At 39.3% G+C, this 16,826-nt stretch carries 5 protein-coding genes and 1 tRNA gene; 2 read left to right on the top strand and 4 right to left on the bottom strand.

Annotated elements, in window-relative coordinates; genetic code table 11:
- Positions 1-45 precede the first annotated feature (45 nt).
- The 4 genes from AC791_RS14140 to nac all read right to left on the bottom strand — a co-directional run bounded on the left by AC791_RS14140 (position 46) and on the right by nac (position 14,263).
- Positions 46-10,074, bottom strand: a complete 10,029-nt coding sequence (locus AC791_RS14140; protein WP_049841049.1) for a PipA/GogA/GtgA family type III secretion system effector — start codon at positions 10,072-10,074, stop codon at positions 46-48.
- Positions 10,075-10,987: 913 nt separating this feature from the next.
- Positions 10,988-11,812, bottom strand: coding sequence for a hypothetical protein (locus AC791_RS14145; RefSeq protein WP_049841050.1), 825 nt, complete (start codon positions 11,810-11,812; stop codon positions 10,988-10,990).
- Between the two features lie 482 nt (positions 11,813-12,294).
- Positions 12,295-13,245 (bottom strand): HTH-type transcriptional regulator Cbl, encoded by a 951-nt coding sequence (cbl, locus tag AC791_RS14150; protein ID WP_049841051.1) that lies wholly within the window; start codon positions 13,243-13,245, stop codon positions 12,295-12,297.
- Positions 13,246-13,345: 100 nt separating this feature from the next.
- Positions 13,346-14,263 (bottom strand): nitrogen assimilation transcriptional regulator NAC, encoded by a 918-nt coding sequence (gene nac / locus AC791_RS14155; RefSeq protein WP_049841052.1) that lies wholly within the window; start codon positions 14,261-14,263, stop codon positions 13,346-13,348.
- 322 nt (positions 14,264-14,585) lie between these two features.
- Between nac and AC791_RS14160 the strand changes: the two genes are divergently transcribed.
- Positions 14,586-14,661: transfer RNA gene (locus tag AC791_RS14160), tRNA-Asn, on the top strand.
- A 161-nt stretch (positions 14,662-14,822) separates the two neighbouring features.
- Positions 14,823-16,085 carry a tyrosine-type recombinase/integrase gene (locus tag AC791_RS14165; RefSeq protein WP_049841053.1) on the top strand — a complete coding sequence of 421 codons (1,263 nt, stop codon included), beginning with the start codon at positions 14,823-14,825 and terminating at the stop codon, positions 16,083-16,085.
- Positions 16,086-16,826 lie beyond the last annotated feature (741 nt).

Raw genomic sequence — 16,826 nt, forward strand, 5'->3', positions numbered from 1 at the left:
CAGTTACGATCCCCAAATACAAGCACGCTTTGATTTTACGGCAACTTATTTGATAGATTTTTCTAAATAAGTTATTACGCGCTTCTTCATTAACGCTTCTAATGTCTTCTTAGCATTATCCATATTGTTAGTAGCCATATTAAATCTAGTGGAGGATATATCTAAATCAGGTTGGAATAATCCTGACTTAATATTATCAATGAAAACTTGTCTAACTTGTTTATCCAAATAAACATACCGACTTTCATATATATCACTTGTTATGGAATGTTCCTTCTGAATAGACTCTGCCTTATCAATAGGTAGGCTAGCCAGTAGGTTGAAAATTTTTTCATCCTTAATGCTGGTCGTACCTTCAACCTTTTTAATATCATTTTCAAGAAGCTTAAGTCGTGTAAGCGTATCCTTTTTAGTCATATTCTCCATACGTTCAAGTAAAGGAATAAAATTAAACTGTTTTCGAATATCATCAACCTCCTGCTGCATAAAGATAGTAAGTTCTTTGTTAACGTTATCAATAACTTTACCCTTGATTTTTGCCATATAATCAAACCTGTCAACCTGGTCTTTTGGCACATCAGGCAACTCAAGTTGAACTTGACTGGCATCCAGTGCCGTGAAACTTTTCACACCCTGTGGATTTGTAGCAGGAAGGTTTTTAATATATCTATCAATAAAATCTTCTCTTAAGCTTGTACCAGTATCTTTTTCTATTTCTTCAAGGAAAGATATTGGTTCATTTCTTGGCGGTTCCGGCATCAATGCCGATAAATTTCTATCGTTAATTTCAAGAGGGTGAGATACATTATGCTCAGGTAAAATAGAAATATTTTCACCGGCAGTATCAGGCATGTTTTTTATATATTCATTTATTTTATCTGCAGTACTTAGCCTACTCGATTGTTCACTTAACGCTCTCATACCAGGTTTATCATAAGGAACATCAGGAAGTGATAATTCGTTAGGATTGGTTGTATTTATTCTTGATATACTGGCTGAGAAATTATGGTGTGGAAGAGCATGTTCTTCCGCTTTACCAGGTAAATTCAACAACCGATAGTCGAAATCTTTATATTTTTCGTCAGGTATTTTATGATTAACATTATTGCGAACCACAGTCTTCTCATCATTTTTTTTCTGCTTCAAAGATTCAGGCTTCCCGTCATAAACCTCAAGTTCATTCATTAGTTGTGGAACATTTTTTTCCTGATAATCACTGAACTTAGGAATGTCAGAAGTTTCTTCAAGCTGTTCAAGATAACTATCAATTTTTTCAGACCAGCTGGTTTTTTTAAATTGCGCTGCTTTATCCAGTAAACTGATCTGATCTTTAGTTTCAGGCCCCTCGACTTTAGACTCATTACCACCAACTGCTCCGGTGTTTTTAAGAGTGTCTGTTACTTTGGGAAGCTTATCAGCTACATCAGCTACGTTTGGCGCAGCAGGTTGAATACTGGGAGATTGAGTGTTGCTCGTCTCCAACTTACCAGCCAAAAGAGGTACCTGAATTTTCTCATGGTCATTCAGTTCTTCTGGAATCCCAAGCAGCTTTTCCCTAACGTCCTCAGTACCCAATGTTACTTTGGGAAGCTTATCCGCTACATCAGCTACGTTTGGCGCAGCAGGTTGAATACTGGAGGATTGAGTGTTGCTCGTCTCCAACTTACCAGCCAAAAGAGGTACCTGAGTTTTCTCATGGTCATTCAGTTCTTCTGGAATCCCAAGCAGCTTTTCCCTAACGTCCTCAGTACCCAATAATTGATCAAAAACTTCCTGTTCTGCATTTTCAATGCTGGATAAAAACATATGCAATCCTTCAGATTCGAATATATCCAGAGCGTGAGTGAAAATATCCTCATTAAGTTCGGGTAACAAACCCTGAACTTGTTGGTGTGTATCAATGGCAGAGTTAATGTCTTGATCGTTGGAGCGTACTAGCTCTGACAGGGGTGCTAATTCACTTTCTGACGATGAATCAAATAACTTATTTTGGTCTACATTATTTATATCTTCGGGTTTCGAAGTCGGCAATTTATCCAGCTCAGAAACGGCCGGTAAGTCAGCATGTTGCACTGTAACAGATGTGGAATTAGTGGCAGCATTTTCCGACTCAGAGGTCCTATTTTCATTAGAACCAGTTGATAAGAGTACTCCGGGATCGGGCAGCGCTTCGAGATTGCCCTTTGATTCCACATCAATACTGTCAGGTAAAGATGATATTTTAATCGTATCAGCAGCAGAATCTGAGGAGTTTTTTCCTGAAGCAGATATTTTATGATCACTTTCTTTGGGAGACTCTTGAGCCTTCAAGGTTCGTTGCACCTCTCTGGTATTTTCGTCAGATAGAGTTGAAAGATGAAAAACTTCACCCACTAATGAACTCTTCATTTTGATTTTTAGCCCAGCATCAGATATCGGTGGAGAGCTTTTGGATACCTTATTCAGTTTATACTGTGCATACTGCCTGCGGGCATCTTCACTCATCGCTACAAGGTTAGTAGCAATTTCTGCTTTAATCTTTTCATTTTGGGAAACAGAAGATGTATAAACAGCATTAACATATGATGAAACTACGCCTGAAATATAATTATTAAGCCATATGTTTCTGGCATTTTTAGATAAGTCGGAGTGGTCGCGATTGTCTGCCGAATGAGCTTTAAGACAATTAGATATATTATTTATAACATCAATATAATATTTGCAGGACATTATATGACTACGAATAACTGTTTCCAGGTTAGATCTTAATTTTGATTTATCTAGTTCTCCATAAGAGTATGATTTCTTAATTGCATCATTACATTTTTCCCGTAAAACAGGCTGCGCCATGTGTGCTTTAACCTCATCATTTAAACGCACAGAGTTGATCACTGGAACATTATAAGAAATATACTCATAACTTAATTTATTCGCCAAGGAATGTGTAATCTCTTTGGAAAAAAATAATATATTCTGACCGCTTTCCTTATCGACCTCCTTATCAATTTCAGTAAGTCTTTTTTTTACTCCTTCAAGTTTGCGTTCAGTTGCTTTAATATAAAATTCGGCATTGGACAACACAGAATCAAGTTCTAAATGACGCGATTGAATAATTGAAAGATTATTCTCATTGATTTTCCCTTTTAGAATTTTTTGAATTTCATTAATTTTTGCACTAGCAGTAAGTTTGTCGACTATATTTCTATTAAGCTCATCTTCAAGAACTTTAACTCTCTCTTTTAACTTGTCTCGTTTTGTCTTTAATGGCGATGATATTGGTTTTGTAAAATCATCATATAATGAAAATCTTTCATTCGGATAGTTTTTTTTCTTGTATTGTTCAAACTCTCTGTTCTTAAAAGATAATGATAAACGAGCTTGACTAATTTTGAGATCTAACTCTTCCAGTTCTGAATCTATAAGTAATGCTTGAGCGGGCGGCATTTTAGGCACTGACTTAGAGTATGTTTCATTGCGTTTACCAGTAAGACGTTCAATTTCTTTTTTATATTGGTCCGCATTTTCACGCAACCATTTAATATGGCTATCCGTAGCATATTTTTTTTTACCTTCAGCCATAGTTTCTTTTTGAAAAGAAGTAAAAAATGACTCTTTAATTTTTAAAATATGCTGATGACGTATTATATTTTCCTTTTTCTTTAATTCTTTAATCTCTGCTAATGTTGCAATGTACTTATCTTGTAACGTATTCGTTAAAATATAGAGATTTTCTTTTTCATATGTAGAAATATCACTTTTAATCTTTGCTTGTGCTTCGTCACGTTGCAATTTCAATTTTGTACTATCAGCATTCAATTTATGTAGTCTATCTACTACTTTTTGAAGTTTTGAATCGTAAGCAACATAAGGATGTTTTAAATAATATTGTTCCTTTTGCTTTTCAGTACTGATTTGCTGGCGAATTTCAGCAAGTTGAGAGGTTAATTTATCTAAATCTTCAGATGATTTAACAGAATCTGTAACATTTGCTTTTTTTTGTAATTCCGCTAATTCATTACGTTTACTTCTATGAGAACTTTCGAGCTCAAGAAGCGTTTTTTTAATGCCACTGAGTAACAGGTAATTATCCTCAGAAAATGTATAAATGCAATTTGCCAAATCATTGAATTCTTGAGATTCATAATTAACGACATTCTTGTTAAGGCTATGCAATTCTGATTGCAGCCTTATTATTTTAGATTCAATATTTTTACGTTGTGTCTCGTAATTTAATCCGATCTGATATGAGGTTGATCCATGGTTCTTCGTTTTAAGATTCTCGAGTTGATAATTACTTTCTTTAATATCATTTAAAAGGTTTAGTCTTTTACAGTTATTAAATCTATTTTTTTCAAAAACTTCATACTGTTCATTGACCTGTTCAAGCGTTTCAGACATTATTCTGTAAAGATCTAAAGCAACAGTCAATTCATTCTCCTTTGCATTACTATCACAGCTAAGGAGTTCGTAGGCAGTTTCAGGAACAATCATGCCAAATGCACCGATAATTCCATTTAATTTATGCGCATTATCATTGACTTCTTTTGAAGTTTCATTTTTTTTAATCTGATTATCTAATCGCTTAGTCAAATCCTCATTTGCTTTTTCAGCAATTGCATCAAGCTGAGCAAGTTGAGCATTCTGACCAGGGAACGTATCTTCCTTATGACGAGTCAATCGCTCCATAAAGACTTTTCGCTCATCTACTGAAAGATTTTTTTCTTCCACATGAAAATCTTTTATACATTTCTTTATCATTTTTTTAATGTTTTTATCCCCTGTTTTTTCATAAATCGAATTCAGTAGAGACAAATAAATATAAAAAACATCATTATTTATTGAAATAATTTCATGTATAGTAGATTTAAAAGAATCATCATTGCGTTGAATTAAACTGACCATATTTCGAATAAACTTGCTATTGCTTGTATTTTGGCTCACTGAAGTTGACAGTGATTTCAGAAACAATGCGAAAAGGTCAGATCCAGCTTGTTTGTCACACTCGAACGCGCGCATAAATTGTTGAGAAAGACGCTGAGAACCTGGTCTTTTATCTTTATCAAAAATAGAAGAAGCAGATTCTTTTTCGATTAAGTTTCTTATCAACTGGTCTACTATTTTAATTGGAAGCAGAATTGCTTCCGCAGTTGGATACAGTGTAGCTCGATCTCTATATTTTTCTAATACAGGCCCATCAACACCAACTAGATCTTTCATTCTGTCAAGCTCGGGAAGAGTTGCAGCAAGATTTGAATTCAGCTCATGAGCATGCGGACGATAACTATTAATCATTTTTATAAAACCTGAACTTTTATTTGAATCTATCATCTGCCGATAAGATGGTAACAGTGAGCATGGAACGGCATAATAATCTCTGAGATATTTTCTATCTCCTAGTGTAGCTCGATAAAAGTTCATACTACGATTATAGTTCAAAAATATGACTGGCATCCCAACAAACGAAGATTTATATTTATGGGTAAGTAAGATTTCTATTATCTTTGATACACCACTAGCGGGATCTAACTTCTTACCACAAGTGACCAAAATACGCCACAAGGTTGGATACCAGATACTGTCAGCAAAGTGCGGATTGCCAGAAGCCGGAAAAACAATTTTGGCCAGAATATTCGAATTATTATCTTTATCCAAACCTGCACCAATCAATAATTGTAAAACTTTCTGAATAAATGGTCGAGAAACTAAATTGTTGCTAACTAAATATTCGAGCGTTGAAAAATAAAAAGCTTTAGTCCCCTTTGGAAGCTTTGAAAAGGAATGAAAATCGAAATTATCAGGTACAAAAACTTGGCAGGCATCGTTGAATGCAGATTCGTCCTTTGTTTTAACAGCTTTCTCAATATAGTTTACGCCCAGTCGCCAATCATTTAAAACATTATCACCCCATTGCTGTGCAGAGACATATTCTTTCTTAAAACTCTTTTTTGCGGAAAAGTCGTGTTCAGCAATTATATTTTTTTCACTGATAATAGATTCAGTTAACGATTTGTTTTCAAAAATACTTTCTATATCAGAATGCGTTAAATTCTGTAGGTCTAAGCCTTCCAAATTAGCACAAGCAGAATTAAGACGATCATCAAGTTCTTCTAAGCAAGTCTTATTTTCAAATTCATTTTTATCAACTTGATTTATAGGAGAAGAAATTAACGTACTATTATCATTATCTAGACTAGATATAATTGCAGGATTTATAGATGTTGTATTAACATGCTGGTGTGATACCGGTAATATATTATTATGCTCTTCATCTGAACGAAAAGAACCTTTCATTACTGATGATTTACTATTCCTTTCACTTCTTTCTACACGTTGAACATTAGTGTTAGATTCAACTGAAATCAAGCTGGTGATACTATCAGTCCTATTCTGCGCATGCTTTTGAACATCCAGACTGCGCATCTTTACTTCCTTCTCTTCATAGAGCTCCCTATTATGCTCATATGCTGATGTTGAAACTACGAAACCATCAACAATTTCAGGGTGTTTTAAGACATGGTCAGCAATTTTATTACGTAATATTCTGACACTTTCTGTACCTGAGGCTTGTCCTACAATCGTCTGACGCACCGCCGGGGGAAGCGAAGCAAGCACAGCATGATAGAAGCAATCACCATCAGCAGGTACTGCTATCTTGCGTCCATCGGCAGATACAGCCCAATAGTGTTGACCGCTCAATATTAGTTTAGCAGCAACATTTCTGGAAGAATCTTCATTAGAAGCTCCTATTTTATAGCTTTGTCCTGGAATATCGCTCTCCACGGTGATTTCAAATTTTATATTCGCCAGTTCTGGAAGGTGGTATATTATCTGTGGGAGTATTTCAGCATGCTGATTTCTGAATTCCCCCATCTTTCTTATCTCAGTGGAAAACCGCTTTGCAAAAGGAATATTTTGCGAAGGATCTGTAGGCATTTTTGTAGGCAGAATAGCTTCGGCTTTAGCCCGAGATTCAGCTTTAACTGGAACTTTCCTGTTAATGATAAATTCATAGTCGGCATTAGAAATTAAATTAATAAGATCTTTATCACGTAATATCGTATCAGCGACCCTATGTCTTAAGTCCAATATTTCAGCTTGAGAACCATTACCCATAATTATAGATTCCCATTGCTCTTTTGACATTGCATCAATAATTGATGCATAAAAACTGTCATTTTTATTTAGAATTTCGATAGGCTTGTATTTAGGATTTATCACGGAATACCTGCCATCGTCTGTCTTTGCAAGATTGATATAGTACTTGCTCTCCCCGGCTTTATTAACGGAAATTCGTGAATAAGCCTTATATTTACCTGGTGTTCCCGATGGTCTATATAAATTGAGTTGGGTGTCCTTAAATGCAGGCATTCTCATTAACGCATACGGTACAACTCGTTCACACAACGTCGTCCATTGCCCGGGTTTTCGAACCTCCTCAGCAACATAATTTGCCGCTATTGCCGGATCATTTATTGAATCAAGAGTGGGTTTTGTAGGGTTTGACTGATTTACTAATGCTGTATTACTCAATTCAGCAACATTTTTTGCCAAAACTGGAATTTGTATGTCAGTCGCATGTTCAGTCGGATATGTGTAATATTTATCTGATTTTCCACTTGAACCGCGACAAGTGGCGAAAACTATCTTCTTATACTCAGGGTGAGAGCATTCAATAACAGAAAGCAAATCTTTAAATGTATTAATGTTTCTCTCTTTGCCTGAAGAATCGGGGTGTGATTCTAGTGTTAGTATATCCATTAAGTTTTCGCCACGAACACGATTTCTAATTACCGATATGCTAGCTACCGTTCTGCCACTAAGAATATCAGGTTTACAAGTATAATTCCTAATCTTTCCTTCTTCTGACGTTCCAGCTGTATCCTCAGTAAATTCAGAATATTGAACATTATCCCTCATAGAATTAGTGGATGCTAATCTTGAATATATTGAGATGGTTTTACCTTCCATGCTCATAATATCTTCCTCAGCGCTCACATATTCATCTTGTTTCTCAGGAATAGCAATCATAAGATTATAACCGTGAGGACTTAAAAAATTTAACTCCATTCCTTCAGGTATTTTAGTTGTAATTTCATTCTCATCAATTTTAAGACGAGAATTGTCATTAACGGCCTGACTAAAACTGCTGTGTAATGTAACAAATAATGTATCTGTTGGTGAATTTTTTACACGTGTGAGTAAAAAGCCTTTATCAAGTAATTCCGTCTCAACATTGCTGGCTAATACCGGATGAATTTCTGATAAGCTTTGCAGTCGCGCTGCATTGTAGTTTTCTATTTCATTAAATTCCTCTAAAGTTAAACCTGTATCTAAATTTGTGCCTAGCTTAACTGATAATGGAAACTGTGTCTCAGTTGACTTTTTCACACTTGGCTTATTTTTTTTACGTATGGATTCTTGTGAACTATCATGGACAACTTGAGATGATCTCTTTTTAATCGGTATGCCAAAGCTAACTTCAGTGGCCACGTCCATAGATGATTTTTGTTTAATATCAGATTGGCTATCTTTAGTTACAATATCCTTTACAGTTTTAGCTTTACCTGCAATCTGGGGTGATGTGGTGTCACCCATTTCTTTCAGAATGATATTGCTATATTCAATTATCGGTCCGCGCGGATGTCCTAATTCATCATGCGTCAATCCAGTCAGTGCACTGACCAGTTGATTAATAATAGAACGTCTACTATTAAATAGCTTACTACCATCGGTAGTAATGTAAATTTCGTCTTTGTTGTCTATACCGGATCTCATATTCATCGAAATAACGCATCTTCCGCTATTTTTCGCAGCCTGAGTAGTACTAAATTTTTCATCTACTACAAGAGACCACTTAGCAAGACCGGTATCAAAGGCATAGTTGAATAGCCGCCTGAATGTCGGACTATTGGTATAAGCTGCTTTCATCGTCTTGTTTAATTGTTTATAACATTTAGTATATTCCTCATCTTCAGCATTATTACTCCGATTATTACTTTGGATTTCATTCTTGCTGATAAGTTTGCTTGCAAAATCCTGATTTTCTTTAAAGGTAAAATACTCTTTTCTGTCTCGCGCTAATGCATCATGGCGAACTCTTAACAAAGATGGCTCATCACATTGAAATGACAAATCTGGGATGTTTTTTTTGGTCACTGTATCGTACGGACTTTTTGCTAACAGACCATATAACACTCTGTTCGGACTGTTATAAATATGTTGTATAACTTTTTCTTTAAGCGCCTTTATATGTGTATCTATTTCACTTCCCTTTGGGATCGAACTGATTTTCGTTCTGCTGCTTTCATTAACTGATAATAATATAGCTTTATATATATCATCAATACTATTCCCGAGCTTTATTAATTTGTTATCCGTGGTTAATAATGTATAGCCTGTTTTATCTTTTTTTATGTGTAACACTTTTGTATAATTATGTTTACTTGATAACCTTATTTCTTTTGCCGCCACATTATCTGGATTTTCAATTACTAGTAAATACTCTGAAAACTCTGGCATCGTCTGAATTATCTCTGGCAGTATTCCCTCGCTTTCATTAGACAATTGTTTATTACCGGATAGTTCTCTAAGAGTAGATTCTACAATATTTTTCTGATTTTCTGATAACGCATTAAAGGATAATGATGTTGCGGACGTTGACTGTATCGAGGACACAATCTCTTTGCTATTTGATTTTTTACTGTCTGAATCATGGAGCACAAGCGATATTTTTTTCATCGGAGATACAGTACTGATCTGAGTGTTTTCAGCGATGGGTGATTTTCGTTTCTGGGATAGATTATTTTGTTTATTATTTGCTGTTACCTCTTTAATATTACCCAACTCAGGATTCGTGGGATTCTCATCGCTGGAAGGTTTCACATGTACATTTTTAATATTTTTTAAATTACCAGATAAATGAGATGGTATTGGCAGTGGTGCTGAGTTAAACTCACGAACTAAATCATTATTTATTTCCCCTGCAACACATTGATTATTTGATTGTAAATTTTCTAGCTTCATAATTACTCCGGTCATAACAGGATAAATTCTATTTACAGCAAAATGCTCTTGATTAAGTTTTTTACCAGACATTACCTATGGTTCTCTGGAAATACATTGCGCTTAATTCCTTAGGTCACTGCGCTGAAATTTGGCTAAATTATTAGTAAGCATATCTACTAACGCCAGCGTGATATTATCAGATTGTCCTGAAATTGGCTTGTGTAAGTAAATTGTGAGTGATAAATGATAGTTTGTAATAGACAATATACTGGGTTCCTTGATTATTTAGCAAAAATTTATAGGATGTAAATATTTTAGAAAAACTTATCCTGACTTCAAGCATGATGTATTTACTCGCTTTTTCCAACTTTAGAACTAGCTCGCATGCCTCTACGTTGAGTTAATAACCTTGCATCATTAATGACACCAAAAACATAAATAGCCATTTAAATATAAAGTTTACTTATGGGATATAAAAAATATTAATTTATTTACTAACTAATAATTATTAGAATCCGCATGCAGAATGAATATCCCACTCTTGAATTATGATGAAATAAAACCATTTTGTTGAATGAATATTTATTAATAAAACCAATTAAAAAACCTGTTCAGGACAGATTTTGCGTTTTCAGTATATATCAAGGACTGTGTTGTATTATGCATACGTGCAAAGCTAATTTGTATTTTTGGATATAAAAGCGGGTCTACGATAGTTTCTTGTTTTTTTCTCATAACGGGTAGCCACTCGACGGAATGCCTTTAACGCTCCAAAGCATTTTTCAACACTGTAGCGAGGTTAGTTGTGGTTTGAGATAGTTGAGGATTGATCAGACTGCACAATCCGGGCTAAGTGCCTTTGAAGTGATCTACTATAGAGAAGCCCGCTTTTAGCGGGCTTTTTGCTATGGCAATATTGCTCATTCTGGATATGTAAGCACCAGCTTAACGTCGCTTGCCGTCTGGCCAGCACTTTATTAACCCTGACAGAAAAGCACAGCGGTTATAAAAACAGGTTTTCAGGCAGCGACGCCTGATTTTGTGGCGGCAATTGCGCCAGGTAATGATGTAAATCTTTTAATTCTTGCTGCCCGCCCTTTTCTGTAAACAGTACACACTGTTTTTCCTTTTCATTCGCCTGGGTAATACGTATACCGAGGACTGATTTTTGACCATCCAGAGCAGTAATAACATATGTCGCCCCAGACAAACTTTCCGGTAATTCACTATTGGTATTAACAGCATGAAAGCGATCGCCTTTGCTGCCAGCAATCGTGTCAAAGATTTTCTGTTCGCTATCTTCTTCCCTTACTCTGGTATAAAAAGCCCAGGTATCTACTCCGGGCTGATCGATGAGCGAACGCAAAGAAGCCTGCCGGGAGATAACAGTATCATAGCTGCCGGGTGAGTTAATTACGTCCGGGGTGGCCAGTGAGGCATCTAATGTATTTAATTCGCTACAAAGTGGTGTAGGGGGATATTTAGTAGTAAAAATGACAGAAACGTCTTTGATTTTGTTCTGTGCCAGATCCTGCAATAAAGCATGTTCAACAATTGCCTGCATCCCAACAGCAACAGGTCGGACGACAGCATCGCCCTGGTCTCGCATCCAGCGTCCGGTAACATCAAGCTCTGAAAGACATTTATGCAAATTTTGTCGATGCCGCTCTATTTGCTCAGGTGATGCTTTATCCCCTGCACCTGGTAACTTTGGCAAATTTTCAATCAGTGTATTTACTGTTGCCAGAGTTGTATTCTCAGGTTGCACGGTAATTACCTGATGAGAGGGTACGGCAGGAGAAATATGATGGTTTTTAATGGAAAACATGACGAGATCCTTGAATGGTTAAAGAAACCTCATTGAGTTTAAAATTAACCCAATGAATTATTAATTAAAATAAGGGTTAATAATTAAAGGGGATATAAGAAACTCCGCCATGGTAGTCGTCGGCAACCTCTTAGCCCTGATAATATTTTAAATATATTATTTAGACCTGTCATAACACCCTTCGAATTTATTACACATAAGCTTACATTCTGAAGCTAACTTTGCGCGACTAGCGAGACCAAATACATAAACAAGTATTTATATATCAGATTTTTTTATAGATGAATAATAAACATTACTTTATAGGATGGTAAATAACTTCTGGCTCTAACACTACCTATCTAACAATGAAGTCATTAAGGTAGGACATCCGTTTATTTGTCGATAAGTTCTTATAAAAGAGCCTGTTTACAAACAGGCTCTTTTTCTTTCTAAATATTGCTATACTCCCTTTGTATCATGCAGATACATTGGTCATAGATTCAGATTTGATAATCAATCACAACTTCATCAGGCTCCATTGCCTGACGTTTAATTTCAGCCAGAGATAGCCCGGCATTACACAGTTCAATAAACTGCCATACATAGTTTCGCTGCAGTTGCCCACGCTTGAGGCCCAGCCAGACTGTACTGGCATCAAACAGATGCCGGGTATCCAGTCGCACCAACCCGCCGTTCTCCTGTTCCCCTGTCGATTGTTCAGCCACCAGCCCTATCCCCAACCCTAACCCTACATAGGTTTTGATGACGTCTGAATCCTGCGCACTCAGCACCACATCTGGCGTTAACCCTTTGCGGCTAAAAGCCTCATCAATACGTGAACGCCCCGTAATACCCTGTCGATAGGTGATGAGTGGCCAACGAGCGATATCTTCCAGAGTCAGTGGCGTGAGGTGAGTCAGCGGATGGTCGTTAGGTAACAACAGACTGTGGTGCCAGCGGAACCACGGAAAAGCCACCAGCGTCGGATCGTTAGTCAGGCGTTCACTGGCAATACCAATATCAGCGCCACCATTATGCAGCAGAGCTTCAATTTCCTGTGGCGTTCCCTGCACCAGTTCCAGGCGAACGTCTCTGAACATTTCACGAAAGGCTTTAATGACCGGCGGCAGACTGTAACGGGCCTGAGTATGAGTCGTTGCGATAGTCAGTACACCAGACGCATCATTAGTGAAGAGATCGGCCAGTCGACGAACGTTACTGGCCTCGTTAAGTATTCTTTCCGCGATGACCAGTAATGCTTTTCCCGGCTCCGTCATGCCGAGTAAGCGTTTTCCCCGGCGGATAAATATTTCGATGCCGAGCTCTTCCTCCAGCTCACGGATATGACGACTCACACCGGATTGCGAGGTATAAAGCATATTGGCGACCTCGGTCAGATTAAAATCCTGACGTGCCGCCTCGCGAATAATTTTAAGTTGCTGGAAATTCACCCTACCCTCCGGGGCGCTATGACATAACACTATTGTTAAAGTCCCGGGCCCGGTAGAACAAATAATAAAAACCAGCAACTTATTCCTTTTAGTTATAACATCAACTTACCAGCAGCAGTTCGCGGTTCTCCAGCGCGGGCCTGGTAACCAGCGACATCAGGATTTCCCTTACGGCCTGCGCCTGGGGCGACAGCGAACCGCGGGCGGAAATATTAAGTGAGAGAGGAAGACTCATTGACGGCGTTGAAATTCGTGCCATCCAGCCGTTGGCCGCGCTGGAAAGCGTGCGGGCCGCAGATTCAGGAAGTACGGTGACGCCCATACCGCTGGCGATTGCAGCGGTAAGCGTCGCGATGGAATCAATTTCACCCACAATTTTTGCCGTCAGGCGACGGAGCGAAAAGGCTTCATCAACCCGCAGACGCACCGCACTGTAATCGCGCGGCAAAAATAGGCTCATTTCAGCCACCGCAGCAAGATCAACACTTTGACCAGGGCAATCGCGAGTACCTACCAAATAAAGGTCCTCTTTCAGTAGTGGCTGGCTGGTAATACCTGCTATCGGCGAGCGCTCATAAAGCACTGCCATATCCAGCTGACCACAGAGTAATTTATCATTCAGCACTGTGCCGCTGTTCTCATGTAGATAAACCTGCACATCCGGTAATTCTGCGCGTACCGCCTGTAACAACGGCATGGTAACGGAAGATGCCGCCGTGCCCGGCGCAAGGCCAATAGATACCTGCCCACGCAGTGTTTGCCCTACATTATTAACGGCCAGCTGTGCTTGCTCGCACTGGCGCAGGATTGTCCGGGCATGGGTGTATAGAATTTTGCCCGCTTCTGTCGGCGTCACGCCGCGCTTAGTCCGAATCAATAACTGCTGGTCCATTTCCCCTTCGAGAGTAGCAACCTGCTGACTTAACGCGGGCTGTGCAATGTGCAGTACTTCCGCTGCCTGCGTCAGACTGCCGATATCGACGATTTTTACAAAATATTTCAGCCGTCTTAAGTTCATTATGCCTCCGGTCAGGAAAGCCAGTTTGAATGCTGGCAATAATCTTAAGAACAGTAGTGCAATATATCTGCCAGTTTTGAAATCCGCCTTTTTTAAGCGACTAACTGGCTGGATAATAAGAATTTTTGATTTGAAACGCTGTTTTATTCTCGAGTCAGCTGAAATCGCTATGCCCTATAAAGGGGTAGGCTGCACCGTAGGAGGGCATAAATAGGATTATAATTGCCAGATTGTTGATTTTGTCAGCAATCAAACTGTTTCTCTGCATCCATCCTTTGACAAGGCGTAAGAGCACCGCTAATATTCGCTTCGTTCACACGATTCCTCTGTAGTTCAGTCGGTAGAACGGCGGACTGTTAATCCGTATGTCACTGGTTCGAGTCCAGTCAGAGGAGCCAAATTCTTGTTTTTATGCGTGCTTAAAAGTCCCTATTCGATTAGGTTTCAATAAGTTAGCGTGAAAATCTTTCCCGATGCGTATCTGGTTTTCCCTGCGCATCCGGCGAAATTGGTGGTCTGATTTGGGGTCATTTCAGTTCAATAATGGAGTGACCACCATATGTCCCTGTCCGACGCGAAAATCCGTAGTATCAAGCCTTCTGATAAACCCTTTAAACTGACCGATTCTCATGGTCTGTATCTGCTTATCAATCCGGGCGGTTCACGCCTCTGGTATCTCAAATATCGCTTCAACCGAAAAGAATCCCGTATCGCATTAGGTGCCTATCCGCAGGTCTCGCTTTCCGACGCCCGCCAGCAGCGCGACGGTATCCGTAAGCTACTGGCACAAAATATCAATCCCGCACAACAACGCATGACTGAAAAAGCCGCCGCGTCACCGGAAAAATGCTTTGAGGCCGTTGCGGTGGCATGGCACAAAACCAACAAAAAGTGGTCGGCTGACTATGCAGAGCGCATTCTTGCCAGTATGAAAAACCATATCTTCCCGGCAATCGGTCATCTGCCCGTAACGATGCTGAAAACTCAGCATTTCACGGCGTTATTGCGGGTTATCGAGGATAAAGGCTTTCTGGAAGTCGCGTCCCGTACCCGGCAGCAACTCTGCAACATCATGCGTTACGCCGTTCAGCAGGGACTGACCGAAAGCAACCCGGCGCAGCATCTGGAAGGCGTCACCGCACCGCCGGTTAAGAATCACTATCCCGCCCTGCCGCTGGAGCGGTTGCCCGAATTGTTTGAGCGCATTGGCGACTATCAGCAGGGACGGCAGCTTACGAGGCTGGCGGTGGTGCTGACACTCCATCTGTTTATTCGCTCCAGTAAACTGCGCTTCGCCCGCTGGAGCGAGATTGATTTCAGAAACAAAATCTGGACCATTCCCGCCACAAGGGAAACAATTGAGAAAGTCCGTTTCTCTGGCCGTGGCGCAAAAATGCGTACTCCACATATTGTGCCGCTTTCTCGTCAGGCTATCGCCATTCTGAAACAGATACACGAAATTTCCGGCCATCTGGAACTGGTGTTCCCCGGCGACCATAACCCGTATAAACCGATGAGTGAAAATACCATCAATCGGGCGCTGCGTCTGATGGGCTATGATACTAAAACCGATGTCTGCGGACATGGCTTCCGCGCAATGGCCTGTAGCGCACTGGTGGAATCTGAACTCTGGTCGCGGGATGCCGTGGAGCGGCAGATGAGCCATCAGGAGCGCAACAGCGTGCGGGCGGCATATATCCACCGCGCCGAGCATCTTGATGCACGCAAGGACATGATGCAGTGGTGGTCGGACTATCTGGACGTGAGTCGCGAGGGGTACGTTGCGCCGTATATTTATGCCCGGCAACATAAAGCGGCCTGAGTCAGTAGAAGTATGATTTATTAAAAATGAAAAAGCAGATCCTGATTGAATCCGGGTCTGCTTTTTGCGTTGAAAGGATTTGCTTTCAATTTTTGGGTTATTAATCGAAAAGCGTACAAAATTATTCTACGTAGAATAATTCTGTACGAAAACCTATCAATATATTACGAATCAATAGGCAAATAACGAAAATTATCCACAGTGAATAATTTCAGGCGAGAGCTGCCAGACAATCTGCACCAGAAACCGATTTACCGATACGCCATAGTTGCACCAGTTCAGTGCCATCGTTTACCTGCACCAGTCTGCCGTCGCCTGCCTGTGTCAGGACTGCGCCAGATACTGCCGGATAAACATCAAACTGCGCCAGTATAAAGGCCTTTTCCGGTCTGGCGCTGTTACCCTTAGTCGCCCTTTACCTTTATCTGGCCTTTTTCCTTTTGCTGGCGCAATCATCAGCAAAATACCGTAACGCTGCACCAGAAATCTGTTAATAGGCCATACCGTTCAGAAACATTGTTATTAAAAGGAAACCGTACAAAAAATTTCTACGTAGAAATTTTTTCGGTGGATAACGATGAATAAAGGATATTTTATAATGTGATGGCTATCAAAAATCGACCATCAAAACATAATCTATTGATTTATAATGAATAACAATGAATTCAATAGTCGATGATTATTATTCTTATCAATATTGATAGGAAAGTATGCAAAAAACCGATTAATACCCCTAGATTA

It is taken from the genome of Klebsiella sp. RIT-PI-d, from assembly GCF_001187865.1.
Classification (GTDB): domain Bacteria; phylum Pseudomonadota; class Gammaproteobacteria; order Enterobacterales; family Enterobacteriaceae; genus Superficieibacter.